Source organism: Streptomyces sp. Xyl84 (genome assembly GCF_059731885.1).
In genome coordinates, this window is the sequence record NZ_AP029182.1 from 4,557,140 (window position 1) to 4,570,587 (window position 13,448).

At 71.6% G+C, this 13,448-nt stretch carries 13 protein-coding genes; 6 read left to right on the top strand and 7 right to left on the bottom strand.

Features of this window, described 5'->3' with window-relative positions; all coding sequences use genetic code 11:
* Positions 1–43: 43 nt before the first annotated feature.
* A complete protein-coding gene (locus AC6I72_RS19820; protein WP_498002381.1) occupies positions 44–253 on the bottom strand; it encodes a hypothetical protein in 210 nt (69 codons plus the stop codon).
* A 485-nt stretch (positions 254–738) separates the two neighbouring features.
* Here AC6I72_RS19820 and AC6I72_RS19825 point away from each other — a divergent pair, with 485 nt between their 5' ends.
* The 3 genes from AC6I72_RS19825 to AC6I72_RS19835 are packed head-to-tail and all read left to right on the top strand — an operon-like array spanning position 739 to position 4,742.
* A complete protein-coding gene (locus tag AC6I72_RS19825; RefSeq protein ID WP_498002382.1) occupies positions 739–2,883 on the top strand; it encodes a helix-turn-helix transcriptional regulator in 2,145 nt (714 codons plus the stop codon).
* A gap of 3 nt (positions 2,884–2,886) precedes the next feature.
* Complete coding sequence (locus AC6I72_RS19830; RefSeq protein WP_498002383.1) at positions 2,887–3,882, top strand: hypothetical protein; 996 nt, start codon at positions 2,887–2,889, stop codon at positions 3,880–3,882.
* On the top strand, positions 3,879–4,742 hold the full coding sequence (locus AC6I72_RS19835; RefSeq protein WP_498002385.1) for a DUF6339 family protein: 864 nt from the start codon (positions 3,879–3,881) through the stop codon (positions 4,740–4,742). Before AC6I72_RS19830 ends, AC6I72_RS19835 begins: the two co-directional genes overlap by 4 nt.
* A 15-nt stretch (positions 4,743–4,757) precedes the next feature.
* Here AC6I72_RS19835 and AC6I72_RS19840 read toward each other — a convergent pair whose 3' ends face one another.
* The 4 genes from AC6I72_RS19840 to AC6I72_RS19855 form a co-directional block, all read right to left on the bottom strand.
* Positions 4,758–6,068, bottom strand: a complete 1,311-nt coding sequence (locus AC6I72_RS19840) for a DNA cytosine methyltransferase (protein WP_366725150.1) — start codon at positions 6,066–6,068, stop codon at positions 4,758–4,760.
* An 11-nt stretch (positions 6,069–6,079) separates the two neighbouring features.
* Complete coding sequence (locus AC6I72_RS19845; protein ID WP_498002386.1) at positions 6,080–7,075, bottom strand: DNA cytosine methyltransferase; 996 nt, start codon at positions 7,073–7,075, stop codon at positions 6,080–6,082.
* Positions 7,063–7,506 (bottom strand): very short patch repair endonuclease, encoded by a 444-nt coding sequence (locus tag AC6I72_RS19850; protein WP_498004746.1) that lies wholly within the window; start codon positions 7,504–7,506, stop codon positions 7,063–7,065. Before AC6I72_RS19850 ends, AC6I72_RS19845 begins: the two co-directional genes overlap by 13 nt.
* Before the next feature lie 452 nt (positions 7,507–7,958).
* The gene (locus AC6I72_RS19855; RefSeq protein ID WP_498002388.1) at positions 7,959–8,993 is read right to left on the bottom strand and encodes an SEC-C metal-binding domain-containing protein; all 1,035 of its coding nucleotides are present in this window, start codon (positions 8,991–8,993) and stop codon (positions 7,959–7,961) included.
* Positions 8,994–9,380: 387 nt separating this feature from the next.
* Between AC6I72_RS19855 and AC6I72_RS19860 the strand changes: the two genes are divergently transcribed.
* From AC6I72_RS19860 to AC6I72_RS19870, 3 genes are all read left to right on the top strand, one after another.
* A complete protein-coding gene (locus tag AC6I72_RS19860; RefSeq protein WP_051812453.1) occupies positions 9,381–9,701 on the top strand; it encodes a DUF6412 domain-containing protein in 321 nt (106 codons plus the stop codon).
* Positions 9,702–9,820: 119 nt separating this feature from the next.
* Entirely contained in the window at positions 9,821–10,582 is a 762-nt protein-coding gene (locus AC6I72_RS19865; protein WP_498002389.1) for a YidC/Oxa1 family membrane protein insertase, read from the top strand.
* Positions 10,583–10,839: 257 nt separating this feature from the next.
* A complete protein-coding gene (locus AC6I72_RS19870; RefSeq protein ID WP_498002391.1) occupies positions 10,840–11,697 on the top strand; it encodes a fumarylacetoacetate hydrolase family protein in 858 nt (285 codons plus the stop codon).
* A gap of 120 nt (positions 11,698–11,817) precedes the next feature.
* Here the strand turns inward: AC6I72_RS19870 and AC6I72_RS19875 are convergent, their stop codons facing one another.
* Together AC6I72_RS19875 and AC6I72_RS19880 are read right to left on the bottom strand one after the other, a co-directional pair.
* On the bottom strand, positions 11,818–12,696 hold the full coding sequence (locus tag AC6I72_RS19875; RefSeq protein WP_498002392.1) for an LLM class F420-dependent oxidoreductase: 879 nt from the start codon (positions 12,694–12,696) through the stop codon (positions 11,818–11,820).
* 199 nt (positions 12,697–12,895) lie between these two features.
* Complete coding sequence (locus tag AC6I72_RS19880) at positions 12,896–13,345, bottom strand: heme-degrading domain-containing protein (RefSeq protein WP_498004747.1); 450 nt, start codon at positions 13,343–13,345, stop codon at positions 12,896–12,898.
* Between the last annotated feature and the right edge of the window lie 103 nt (positions 13,346–13,448).

Below are 13,448 nucleotides of genomic sequence, written 5' to 3' on the forward strand. Positions count from 1 at the left end.
CCGATGGGCGAGTGCGCAGGTCACACGGGTCAAGTGCGAGAGGTCAGGCGACATGACGGCTCGCGTCCGGCGGTACCGGAACACCATGGGTCGCGTCGGGAGATCCTCCGAGGAGATCTTCGTCGGAATACAGTTCATGGCGGTTCGAGAAGTCCGCTTCTTCGGTCTCGCTCGCCCCCAGGTGAATACCCAGCTCGATGGTGCTGCGCTCCCGCTGGGAGAGCAGTAACGGAAAGCAGTCGTCCTCGTTCATCGATTCCCACCCCTGTCGAGTGATGTCCTGTGATTCGCGCAGGGGTGTAATCGGGTAACGCCCCCGTGAAGCGAATGGTTTCTGTCGCGGGATTCACTCCCGCCGATCACGGTAGCGGCTGGATCCCCCCGGCTGTCAGAACTTTCCAAAAACGTTTCCCCATGCGTTCGTTGAGCGCGTGCGGGCACACTTCTGGCCAGCCGCCCGGTCCCCGGGCAAACCGGTTCGTGAGCGAGTTGGCTTTTCCAACCTCACGAACCTATCGGGGTTTTGAGGTGTCGGCAAGCCTCAACGTCGGTTCACCTAAAAGGAGTTGAGGTCCTCCGCTTGTGCAGGGTGGACATAAGGTCATATAGGCGGCGAGCCGGGCTATTCGGGCAGGGTGAGTGAACCTGGCGAGGTCTGTGCGCGGTTAACTTTTGGTTGACGTGATCGCGATCGTCAAATTAGCCTCCTTCTACGCCCTAGGAAGAGACAGGTGACGCGTGGAGACAGGTGAGGAGTTCGGGCCGTGGCTGTCCCGGCAGCTCAGGCTCGCGGGGAAGACGCAGGCCGAACTGGCCAAGGAGTTGGGGCTGACCCGAGCCGCCGTCTCCGCATGGATCGCCGGACGGTCGACGCCGCGCCCGACGGTGATGACCGACATCGCCAAGGCACTGGGTACTGACGTCGGCACGGTGCACACCCGCACCACCGACACCCAGGCCGGCCTCCCGGTCACCTGGTACCACCGACCCGGCTACCCCGACGGCGGCCGTGACCTGGGCAACGCTGCCGCCTTCGCCTTCGACGCCGATGTCCAGGTCCTCGCGCGCGAAACGTGCCAGAACAGCCTCGACGAGCGCCTGGCGGACAACGGCCGCCCGGTCCGGGTCCGCTACACGCTGCACGAGCTGACCGGCGAACACCTGGAAGCCTTCCGGGACGCGATCCTCTGGAACGATCTCTTCCCGCACTACTCCGCCGTCTCCGAGCTCGCCGGTAACCAGAAGGTGGGCCGGGTCGTCGACGCCGGTGTGCGGGACATGTACGAGAAGGGCCGCCTGATCCTTCTACGGGTCGACGACTACAACGCCTCCGGACTCACCGGCGACGACTACGAGGACGGCAAGTTCGCCGCCGTCGTCCGACGGCAGCTCGAGAGCCTGAAGTCCGGCCCCGCCGCCGGTGGTTCGTACGGCCTGGGCAAGGCCACGCTGTGGGCCACCAGTGCCCTCGGCCTCGTGCTCATCAACTCCACTCTGTCCGTGCCGCACGAGGGGCGTACCGAGCGACGGGTGATCGGCCGCCTCGAACTGCCCTGGCGCGAAGTCGACGGACACGCTTTCGCGGGCCCCGCGTGGTTCGGGCGCCCCGACCCCGACACACCGGGCGCCGAGGTGGCCCGTTCCTGGTGGGCGGACGAGGAGACCGTGGCCCGCCTGCATCTGAGCCGGGACAGCGACGAGCCCGGTACGTCCTTCCTCATCGTGGGCGCACACGACGTGGCCAGCCTCGAAGGGGAGGCCGACGACCAGGACGGGAAGCCGCGGGCCGAGGAGGGTCCCGAGGACACACGCGACATCGGCAGAATGCACGGCCGCCTGGTCGAGGCGTTGGGTCGCGACTTCTGGGCGGCCATGATCGGCGGGGGCGGGCGACTTCCGCTGCTGGAAGTCTCGGTGCGTGCCCTGCGCAACGGTGAGGAGGTCGTACCGGAGACGAAGGTGGACCCGTCCGTCGAGCAGCCCTCTCGGACCCGCGCCCTGCGGGCCCACTACGAGGGCACCGCGGTGGATCGACTCACCGAGGCCGGACAGGTCGCGACCAGGAACGTTCCGCTGAAGCTGCCGCTGGCCGGAGGCGCCCGCGGGACTCTCGGCACCCACCAGGCGGTCCTGCTGGTCACCGAGGCTGCCGGTGACAAGGACACACCCAAGAACCAGGTGCACTCGCTGCGCGGCAACCGTATGACGGTCAAGAAGGCCACGGTTCCCAACCTGCCGATCGGCACCAACCCCTTCCAGGCCGTTCTCCTGGTGGGCGAGGCCGCCGGGGAGTCGGCCCCCTTCGCGAAGGAGGCCGAGGAGTTCCTGCGGGCGGCCGAACCGCCCGAGCACGACCGCTGGGGGCAGACGGAGGAACTGATCCTGCGCTGGTCCCCTTCCGCGTATCGGCGGATCAACAACCTGACCACCGAAGTCAACAGCGCGGTCAGGGAACTCGTCGCCCGCCCGAAGCGCGGCCGAGGCGAAGGCGGCGAGGCACTGCGCAAGGCGCTGACCGTCAAGAGCCGGCCCAAGGCCAAGGTGCCCTCGGGCCCGGTCGTCCCGGTGCTGGACGGGCTCGAGGCGACCATCGGTGACCAGGGGGAGTGGCTGATCACGGGCGAGGTGAAGATCCCACGCGGTGACGAGATCGTTCCGATGGTGCCGGTCGCCCAGTTGGACGTCCGTTCCGGGGGACGCCCGCGCCTCGACTGGGCGGAACTCGTCGCCGTGGAGGGGTGCGAGGTGGAGAACGGGACGCTGCGTTTCCCGCCCGGCACGCGCCGCGCGAAGTTCCGAGGAGCCACTGACGTCTCCAGCCACCCGGTGAGGACCACGCTCACCCGTCTCGTCGTCGAACTGCGTACCGGCAAGGGGGCGTGACGCGTGAAGATCTACCCCTACAAGCGACTCGGCCGCCCGCTCGCGCTCAGGGTGACGTCGGTCTCCCTCAAGCTGTCCGACGGCACTCGTGATCCACTCGACACCAGCGCCTACTCGGTCCAGGAGCAGGCAGTCGCCCTCGGTGTCGCGGGCCACACGGACTGGGTGAGCGCCACCATCGGTGTCTCGGCCACGCTGCCGCCCGGCGCCGACGCTCCGGACGCGGCCTGGTCCGATCTGAGTGTCCTCGCTGTGTTGACCGACGGGGAGACCAACGTCCGCACCTCGACGGCCCTCACCCGTGACACCGAGGACAGCCGCGACTGGTCGGGCTCCCTGGAGTTGCTCCGCGACGACCACCTGGGACGAGCCTCCCTCAGCGCGTACGCCGTCGGGACGGTCGACGGAGTGCGGGGGCGGTCGATCACCGAAACCGACCGGAGCTGGGCTGTCGACACCGTCTCGGACGAACCGGTCAGAGGCTTGCGGCTGGATGTCCAGAAGGCGTCGTTCAGCAAGAGCGCCAGGGACTGGTTGCGTGCCTACGCCGACGCGCCTTGGCTGGTGGACACCACGGCGAGGGTCCCCACCGTCTACGTCAACACCGACATCGACGGGATCGTCGGGCTGTTGGACGGCAACGGCTCCGGCGTGGAGAGCAAGGTGCGTGACCTCCTCGTCGCCCAGATGGCCACCGACGTCTGGACGGCGGTGTTCCACGGCGCCATCGGCGACCTCGAGGTGGAACCGGGCGGCAGCCCGGTCTTCCCGACCGACTGGCAGGGCGAGGTGCTGCGGGAGATGCTCCCGGACGTCGTCCCCGGGGTGCACGTCGAGGAGGCACTGCGCCAGGTCCACCGCCGGCGTACGGGCGAGTCGGGTTGGGGCGAGCTGCAGACACGCATCCATTACGCGGCGGTCCGGCGCGCCGAGGCCGCCAAAGCGGTGGGCTACGTCATCCGCGGTCTGGAACGGACGAACAGGGAGAGCGAGTCGTGATCACCCAGCCCCACCACGTACCGGAGCGCCTGGCGCTGCTCTCCGGCTCGGCCGTCGACACCTTCCTCACCGAGGGACTGCTCAGGGGCGAAGAGGTCCACAGTGGCATCGACCTCGCCAAGGCCGTCGAGCCTCTCCCCGAGGACGACACCAGGTGGTGGGTCGAGCCGATCCGCGGCCTGGTCGAGGACGCCATGTTCGAGTTCGGCAAGGAGCACACGAAAGCCGACGCCTGGCTCGCGCCTCGGCTCCACGCCACGCTGCGTCTGGCACGGCGGGAGGCAGCGGACAAGCGTCTGTGGAACCACCTGGCTCTGGCCGTAGCTCCGGACTATGTCGTGTGGCGGCATTTCTCGGAGCGCAAGGGACGCGTCGCCGCGGAGCGCTTCCAGGGCCCCTCGGATCGGCAGTGCTTCTCCCGTCTGTGGTGGGCGGCCGAACTCTTCCGAAACGGGTCGGACTACGGGCCGGTCGAGGTCGCCTGTGGCAACCAGGACCTCATCCACACCGTTCTCCGGAAGGACCTGCTCGACCACCGTCCCACCGCTCAGGCCCTGGTCCGCCTTCTCAAGGACGGGAAGGTCACCACCGGGCGGGAGATCGAAGGTCTGAGCGCTGCCGTGAACGCGGCGGGAGCGACCTTGATCTACGACATCCTCGCACCGGACGAGCCCCGGGATCCCGCCCGTCTGCGGGACTGGATCGAGGAGGCGCAGACGGCCCCACCGGTCTCGCGTCACGTCCTTCCGGAAGGCCCTGACGAGGACCCCGTCCCGGAGGAGTCCGTGACGGCGCTCACCGACTACTTCGCCGAGCTGTTCGAGACCGCCCCGGTCAGGGGCCGGAAGAGCGAGAACTGATACGGCGGCGTCCGGCTACTCGGGGCGTGGGCAGCGGGCGGTGCAGTCGTCCGCCGCCCCGCAACCGTGGCTCCGCAGCTTGGCCCGCTGTTCCTCCGTCGCGGGCACCCACGGCTTGCGCATCTCCTCCGGGGTGGGCGCGGGAAGACCGAGCGCGGCGCTCAGGAGATGTGCCCCGAAGAGGGGCGGCACGGCGTTGCCCACCTGCTGGGCCTGGGCCGTACCCGACCACGGGTAGTCCGACGGGAAACTCTGGAGCATCCCCGCCTCGTTCATGCTGAACCTCGGACCTTCCCGGACGATGTCGGGGTGGTGGTCGCCGACGGGTTCGAAGACCACGAAGCGGGAGATACGACCGGTGACAGTGGTGGCGGGCTGGCGGTCGGTCCGTACGCCGCGCCGTCCGGGAACTCCGGAGCTGCCGTAGTTCGACCGGACCAGGAAGGGCGTCCTGCGTCCCGGGTGCGTGCCGACCGGCTCGGCGAGGGCATCGCCCATCGACGTCCAGGGTTCCAGGTCGCCGTCCTCTTCGGGGCGCGGGCGGGGATCGAGGGCTTCCGCGTCGCAGAGGGTCGGTTGAGTCGCCGGCGCCGCGATGCCGCCGTTCCTGCGGTTCCACTCCTTCGCCTCGTAGGCGCGGTGGGTCGCTCCGGGCAGCGAGGGCTCGCCGAGTCCTGCCCGACGGGCGATCAGCACGGCACGGGACCGCGTCTGCGGTACTCCGTAGGTCTCGGTGTCCAGGACGTCGACAACGACCTTGTACTTGGTTCCGTCAGGGAGGCCGATCTCCTGCAGGACTTCGGCGTAGCGGTCCCAGAGCGCCCTCACGGCGGGGACCTGCTCCACGACGATGACGTCGTACGGTCGGCACCCCCGATTCGCGCTCCGGGTCGCCTGGATCGCGTACCGGAGCGGCTCGAGCACCAACGCGGTGCGCGGGTCGCTGAGGTTCCCCAGTTCCTTGTCGATCTCCTCGTCCGGATCGCCCGCCATGAGACGGTCGATGAACTGCTTGACCTCTTCCAGAGCCTTGCGTCCCGCACCCTTCCCGGCCACCGAGTACGTCTGGCACGGAGGGCCGCCGGCGAGCACGTTGATCTCCGGCGGGAGCGACTCGAAGGCCTCCCTGCGGACCGCGCTCACGTCGGCATGGAGGGTGTCCAGGCCGGCCGCGTAGCGCGTCAGGCACGCGCTCCTGTCCCACTCGATCCCGAGGCTCGGGACACCCAGCCTGTGGCAGGCGACGTCCAGCCCGCCGGGCCCTGCGAAGAGGTCCAGGACAAAGGGCTTGTCGAGGATGGACGGGTGGGGCGGCGTGCTGGTCATGTGGCGGAAGTCTAGCCGGCGGCGGGGGCCACCGGCTCCCCGCGCAGAGCTTCGGCGACGACCCGGCCCAGCGCCTGGCCGACGGGCGGCGGTGTCGCGTGTCCGATCTGGCGGTACCGGGCGGTCTTCAGGCCCTTGACCTCCCACGACCCGGGGAACCCCTGAAGGAGGGCCGCCTGCTCGACTGTGATTTTCACCATGTTGTCCCTGCCGAGCTGAGGGTCCCACACGAAGTCGGGGCCTGGAACCTCGTTGCCCACCGTGTGGGCGTTGACGCCCATGGTCGCCCACTTCCGCTTGGCGCCGGTCGGCCCCAGGTCGGCACCGCCTCGGTTCTTCGAGCCTCCGACCAGGGTGGGAGCCGGCTGATCGGCCTGGGCCGCCCACCGGGCGGCGTCTCGCCAACCGCGTGCGGCCATGGACGCGCCCAGGGCGGCACCGACCGTTCGCGGTTCCCCCACCGTGGGCGCCGGCGGCCGGAAGGCCTCGGCCCACTGCCGTTCTACGGCCACCAGGACGCCCTGTCTGCGATTCTGCGGCACCCCGAAGTCGATGGCGTTCACGACGAACCAACTGAACTCGTAACCCAGGTGAGCCAGTTCGGCGCGCGCGAAGTCACGGAATCGGCCGTACCTGTCCGAATGGGCGAGATCGGGAACGTTCTCGATGATCACCGCTCGCGGTCTGACGGCGTGGGCCAGGTAGACCGTGGCCTCCAACAGGCGCTCCTCCGACCCTGTCTCGGCCCGGCGGGCGGTCGCACTCGACTTCACCCGCGGCAACCCCGCCGAGAGGAGATCCACGTCGTAGGTCTCGGGATGCTCGGCCGGGTCGAAGTCGAGCAGATCGGTGCGGAGCACGTTCCAGTGCGGTCGATTGGCCCGCAGCGTCGCGACGGCGTCTTCGTCGTCGTCCAGGAGCAGACGCGGTTCGAATCCCGCTGCTTCCAGGCCGAGCGCGAGTCCACCCGCTCCGGAGCACACGTCCACGAAGGTCAGTCCCCCCACGTGCCACACCTTCCCGCCCGTTCGGCCAGACGTCGTTCCACAGCCGCTCTCACCCGAGCGGCCACCTCTTCCGGATCCTCATGCTCCCAGAACCGCAACACCGTCCAGCCCGCCGAGGCCAGATGCTCCGTCGTCTCCCGATCGCGAGCCATGTTCCGGTCCAGCTTCGTGCGCCACCACTCGGCGTTGGCCTTTGGCTGCGTAGCGTGTTCCGGGCAACCGTGCCAGAAGCAGCCGTCGATCAGTACGGCGACCTTGGCCCGTGTGAAGGCCACGTCGATGCGCCGCCGTGCCATGCCCGGCACCGGGTACTCCACGCGATAGCGCAGGCCGGCCGCGTGCAGCAGGCGTCGGACCGTCAGTTCGGCGGCCGTGTCCTTGCTGGCCTGCCTGCTCATGCGCGCCGAGACGGCGGCCGACGACGGCTTCATTGTGCTCAAGACGGCAGTGCCTCACGATCCTGACTCGGTCCCGAGGTCGATTCCATCACGGGGACGAGCACGTCCGCATCGCGTTCGGCCGGTGACCGAGAGCGGGTGCGACCGGCCTCGCTCGCACCTCGCGGTGCGCCGAGCCCCCTTCCCCCTTCATGGTCACCCCCACCGCTCTGTCCTTGCGACCCTCAGAGCAGCGCCAGCGCCCCCGAGGCCGGGCCCGTCGCGCAGAAGCAGGTGCACCAGATGAGGTTGGCCGTGGGGGAGAGGGACGTGCGGGTGCGGAGCACCACCACACGGCGCGGGTCCGACGGGTCGTGACGGACGTGGACGGTCGCGCCGCGGTGCAGGGCGTTGGGGCGTTGGCGTTCAGGGGGACCTGGCGGTAGATGCGGTCGGCGGGGGCGTGCGGGCGGCCGGGGGGGGAGAACGCGGGGCCGGCGTCCGGCTCAGGACGCCCGGCCGTGGCACTCCCCGTACGCCCGGCCCGAGCCGCACCAGCACTCCGCCGCCCGCTGCGGCGGCCAGGCCACCGCACGTCCCCGGGCCGCGAGGGTCGTCGCGTACTGGGGGAGCAGGGCCGTGTCGGACGGGGAGGAGCCCTCCGAGGCGGCGAAGGCCTCGTAGGAGGGGACCGTGCCCGTGACGATGCCGAGGTTCGCGGTGCCGGAGGCGGACAGTTCGCGCAGGGAGCGCTCTATCGTCGCGAGGTGGGTCTCGTGCGACGGGTACTCCGCGGCGAGGTCGGCGTAGGCCGCGACCAGTTCCTCCAGTTCGCCGGCCGGCCAGTGCAGGACCGCCACCGGGAAGGGACGGGAGAGGGCTTCGCGGTAGGCGCCCAGTTCCGCGCGGAGACGGACCAGTTCCGCCTGGAGTTCGGCCGGGTTCTCCGAGCCGAGGGACCAGACCCGCTTGGGGTCGTGCAGTTCGTCCAGGGAGACCGGCAGGGAGTGCAGGGTGTCGGCGAGGGCGTCCCACTCGTCGTGGGAGGCGCCGAGCATGCGGCGCACCCGGTGGCGGCCGAAGAGGAGGGGGTGGGTGGCGTACGGGGGTTCGGGGACGTCGGTCAGCAGGAGCGTGACCGCCTCCGTGAACGTCTTGTGCGCGGCCTCCAGTTCGTCGTGCGACTCCAGCGACTCCGCGACGATCACCCAGGGGGCCGGGTCGCGCGGCGCGGCCGCGCGGACGCCGTCGATGATCGCCCGGGCCTCGGCCTCGTGGTCGTACTCCCAGAGGTTGGCCGCCTTCAGGGCGCGCACCAGTGTGGCGTTCTCCAGGGCGGCGGGGGAGGCCAGCAGGCGGTCGTAGAGCGCTGTCGCGGCGGGGCGGTCCCCGGCCAGCTCCAGGTGGGCGGCGGCCCGCAGCAGGAGGGCTTCGGCGTCCTCCGGGTACAGGCCCGCGGTCCGCTCCAGGCGGGCCGCTTCGGCGGTGTGGTCGACGGTCTCGGCGTTTTCGGCGTTTTCTGCGGGCGTGTCGGGGCGCATGGGGGACACCGTACTGCCGGGCGGTGGCAAAGATGAGGTACCCGCGGGCAGGCCGCCCGGCCCTCGTGGAGGACGTACGCTCCGTGCCCTGCGGCCCCCGCGGCTCGCGTGACCGAGGTCTCCGCGCTCCGCGGCCCGCGTGACCGGTGCCTCCGCGCCCTGCGGCCTTCGCGCTCCGCGTGACCGCTGCCTCCGCGCCCTGCGGCCTTCGCGCTCCGCGTGACCGGTGCCGCCGCGCTCCGGGGCCCGCGTGACCTCGGCCCGCGTGCCCGCGGTGCACAGGGAACCCTTGCGGCTCTTCCGGGGCGGTCCTGTATAACCGTAGGAACCAGTGAATACGAGTGATACCCAGGTGCGGGACCGAGGGAGCGGGGAGGGCCGGTCGTGATCCGTCGAGTTCGTCACCGGCTCGGTGCGCCGCTCGCCCCCGTTCTGGGGTCCCTGCTCGTGCTGGCCCTCCTGGTCCTCCAGCTCTCGCTGCTCGACACGGGCAGCCTCTCCGTGACCGTCGCCGCCGGTGCCGCGTTCGTCGCGTGCGCGCTGCTCGGCTCGCGGTGCGCGCCCGCCGTGGCGCCCACGCGGGTGCGCACCGCGATGAGGGAACGGGACCGGCGTACGGCGTTCCTGCCGCAGCGCGATCCCGATGCCGCGGGCCGGCGACGGCCCCGGGCACCCGGACGGGCCCTTCCGGCGACCGCCGCCGCGTAGGGCACCTCGCGTCACACCTGTTCGGACCCCCTGTCCGATGCGTGTTCCTGCGCCGCGGGTCGTCATGCCGCCCTGTCTTCTTTCCCGGCACGACGAGACCCCCGGAGGGCTCCTCACCCATGTCCGTCATCCCCGCGTCCGTCTTCTCCGCCTTCGCCGGTGGCGTCGAACACCTCGCCGGCCTGCTGGAGCCGGTGTTCCACGCCTCCGCCGCTGCCGCCGCGATCGTCCTGGTCACCGCGCTCGTACGGCTCCTCGTCCACCCGCTCTCCCGGGCGGCCGCGCGCGGGCAGAAGGCGCGCACCGCGCTCCAGCCGCGCATCGCCGAGCTGCGCACGAAGTACCGCAAGGATCCGGAGCGGCTGCAGAAGGCGGTGCTCGCGCTGCACGCCGAGGAGAAGGTGTCGCCGCTGTCGGGCTGCCTGCCCGGCCTGCTCCAGATGCCGGCCTTCTTCCTGCTCTACCACCTGTTCTCCAGCACGACGATCGGCGGGGACGCCAACGGGCTGCTCGGCCACCGGCTGCTGGCCGCGCCGCTGGGCGGGCGGTGGAGCGACGCCCTGGCCGACGACGGTCCCTTCGGGGCGGCCGGGCTCGTCTACGCCGGGCTGTTCGCGGTCGTGGCCGTCGTCGCCTCCTTCAACTTCCTGCGGGCCCGGCGGGCGTCGGCCGGTCTCGGTGACGGCACGGGCCCCGCGGGCGGCACGGGCGGCGCGGGCGGGGAAGAGCGGGTTCCCGGGCTCGCCGCCGTGGGCAGGGTGATGCCGTTCATGTCGTTCGCCACGCTGGTCACCGTGGCCGTCGTACCGCTGGCCGCCGCGCTGTACGTGGTGACCAGCACCACCTGGAGCGCCGTGGAGCGGGCGGTGCTCTACCGCTGAGCGCGGCCGGGCGGCCGGGAGGTGCCCCACGGGCCGGGCCCGGCCCCTGGGGGGCCTTCGGTCCGGCTTGGCCCCCGGGAGGGGTCCATGGGTCCGGCCCGGCCGCCGGGCGGGCGGCCTACGGTCCAGTACGTGAACGGGGTATTGCGGAGTGGAACGCGACCTTGGAGGATCGAACAGTCCTCCGACGACTGCGCCCGCCGCACTCAGGTCGCGTCGCTCGGCCGGGCTGCCCGCGATCGAGGGAGTTGGGGAACATGAAGCTGCTGCGAGTCGGTACGGCCGGGGCCGAGAGGCCCGCGCTGCTGGACGCCGAGGGCACCTTGCGCGACCTGTCCGGCATCGTCCCGGACATCGACGGCCCGCTGCTGGCCGACGCCGCCGCGCTCGGCCGGATCCGCGGCGCCGCCGACGCCGGGACACTGCCCGCGCTGGACGCGGACGGACTGCGGATCGGTCCGCCGCTCGCCCGGATCGGCAAGGTCGTGTGCATCGGGCTGAACTACCACGACCACGCCCGCGAGACCGGCGCCGAACCGCCCGCCGAGCCCGTCGTCTTCTTCAAGGCGGCGGACACCGTGGTCGGGCCGTACGACACCGTGCTCGTACCGCGCGGCTCCGCCAAGACCGACTGGGAGGTGGAGCTGGCCGTCGTCATCGGCCGTACCGCCCGCTACCTGGAGACGGACGAGGAGGCCCTCGCCCACGTCGCCGGGTACGCGGTGGCGCACGACGTGTCCGAGCGGGAGTTCCAGATCGAGCGGGGCGGCACCTGGGACAAGGGGAAGAACTGCGAGACGTTCAACCCGCTCGGGCCCTGGCTCGTCACCGCCGACGAGGTGCCCGACCCGCAGGACCTCTCCCTGAAGCTGTGGGTCAACGGCGAGCTGAAGCAGGACGGGACGACCGCCGAGCAGATCTTCCCGGTCGCCGAAGTGGTGCGCTACGTCAGCCACTTCATGACCCTCTACCCCGGTGACGTCATCAACACCGGTACGCCGGCCGGCGTGGCCATGGGGCAGCCCGAGCCGAAGCCGTACCTGCGCTCCGGTGACGTGGTCGAGCTGGAGATCGAGGGGCTGGGGCGGCAGCGGCAGGAACTGAAGGACGCGTAGGCGATCCGCCGGGGTGCGGGGAAGCCGGTGCCTTCGCGTCCGCGGCGCCGCGCGGGCCTCCCGCGCCCGCGCGGCGGAGCCGCACACCGGCACCGCCCCGCACTCCCTTCGAGGCGGGCCTCAGCCGAGCAGTGCGGCCAGGCGGCGCCACTCCTGCCTCGGCAGGTCGTCGCGGTCCGTGGTGCCGGTGACGACCTGGAGGGCCAGGTGGTCGGCGCCGGCCGCCTGGAACTCCTCCACACGGGCGCGGATGCGGCTGTCGTCGCCCCACGCGTACACCGCGTCGATCAGGCGGTCGCTGCCGCCGTCGCGGACGTCGTCCTCGGTGAAGCCCAGACGGAGGAAGTTGTTGGTGTAGTTGGGGAGCTGGAGGTACATCGCGAGGTAGTCGCGGGCGGTCGCGCGGGCGCGCTCGGGGTCCTCGTCGAGGACGACCTTCAGCTCGGGGGCGAGCAGCGGGCCGTCGCCCAGGATCTCGCGGGCCTTCGCGGTGTGCTCCGCCGTGACCAGGTACGGGATGGCGCCCGCCGCACGGTCCCGGGACAGTTCGAGGGTCCTGGGGCCGAGCGCGGCCAGCACCCGGCGCTCGGCGGGCACCTCGGCGGCGTCCAGCTCGTCCAGGTAGGCGACCAGCGCCGAGTACGGCCGCCGGTACTGCTCTGCCAGCTTGGCGTGGCTCACGCCGATGCCCAGCACGAAGCGGCCGGGGTGGGCCGCCTCCAGCTCGGCGAAGCCGGCGGCGCTCGCCGGGGCGTCGTGCTGCCAGATGCTCTGGATGCTGGTGCCGACGGCGAGGGCCGACGTGGCGTCGAGCAGGGGGCGGGCGTTGGCCGGGGCGCTGCTGCCGCCGAGCCACGCGGTGCCGTAGCCCAGCTCCTCCAGCTCGGCGGCGGCCTCGGCGATCGCACCGCGCAGGGCCGGGTTCTCCGAGCGGAGTCCGACGCTCCAGACGCCGTACCGTCCGACCGTCTCCTTCAGTGGGGCTGCCGTGTCGCTCATCGGTTCCGATCCCTCCGGGCGCGTGCCGCGATCAGGTGCGTGCGCGGTCAGTTGCCTGACCGGCGATGCGTACAGCCAACCCCAACCGCGCGCACGGCGCCCGTCATTCCCCGGCCCGGGCGAGTCCGGCCCGGGGGTGTCCGGGCCGGGGGGGGCTGCCGGGCCCGGCGTCATCCGAACGGGGGGGCGCGGGACCTAGCTAGTGGCCGAGGTACGTCTCCAGGGCCTCGACCACCAGCCGGTGGTCCTCCACCTGGGGCAGGCCCGACACCGTGACGGCGCCGATCACGCCCACGCCCTCCACGGTGATCGGGAAGGAGCCGCCGTGCGCGGCGTAGGTGCCGGGGTCCAGCCGGGAGGAGGCCTCGAAGGTCGTGCCCTTGGCGCGGAAACGGGCACCGACCAGGTACGAGGCCGCGCCGTAGCGCTCCACGACCCTGCGTTTGCGGGCGATCCAGGCGTCGTTGTCGGGCGTGGAGCCGGGCAGGGCCGCGTGGAACAGCTGCTGGCCGGCGCGGTGGATGTCGACGGCGACCGGGGCCTGCCGCGCCCGCGCCAGCTCGACCAGCAGCGAGCCGAGCGCCCAGGCGTCCTCGTACGTGAACCGGGTGAAGACCAGGCGGCGTTCCTGCGCCTCCAGTTCCTCGATCCCGGGGACCGCCGGACCCGCGGCCGCGGGCTGCGCGGGCTGCGCGGTCTGGGGGGTCTGGGGGGTCTTCGGAGGCCGGGGGGAGCGCGACGGCTGCGGAGGC

Excerpts from the sequence above, each read along its gene's own strand:
- AC6I72_RS19820 (WP_498002381.1), bottom strand. The coding sequence starts at position 253 with ATGAACGAGGACGACTGCTTTCCGTTACTGCTCTCCCAGCGGGAGCGC.
- AC6I72_RS19840 (WP_366725150.1), bottom strand. The coding sequence starts at position 6,068 with ATGACCAGCACGCCGCCCCACCCGTCCATCCTCGACAAGCCCTTTGTC.
- AC6I72_RS19850 (WP_498004746.1), bottom strand. The coding sequence starts at position 7,506 with ATGAAGCCGTCGTCGGCCGCCGTCTCGGCGCGCATGAGCAGGCAGGCC.
- AC6I72_RS19855 (WP_498002388.1), bottom strand. The coding sequence starts at position 8,993 with ATGCGCCCCGACACGCCCGCAGAAAACGCCGAAAACGCCGAGACCGTC.
- AC6I72_RS19865 (WP_498002389.1), top strand. The coding sequence starts at position 9,821 with ATGTCCGTCATCCCCGCGTCCGTCTTCTCCGCCTTCGCCGGTGGCGTC.
- AC6I72_RS19870 (WP_498002391.1), top strand. The coding sequence starts at position 10,840 with ATGAAGCTGCTGCGAGTCGGTACGGCCGGGGCCGAGAGGCCCGCGCTG.
- AC6I72_RS19875 (WP_498002392.1), bottom strand. The coding sequence starts at position 12,696 with ATGAGCGACACGGCAGCCCCACTGAAGGAGACGGTCGGACGGTACGGC.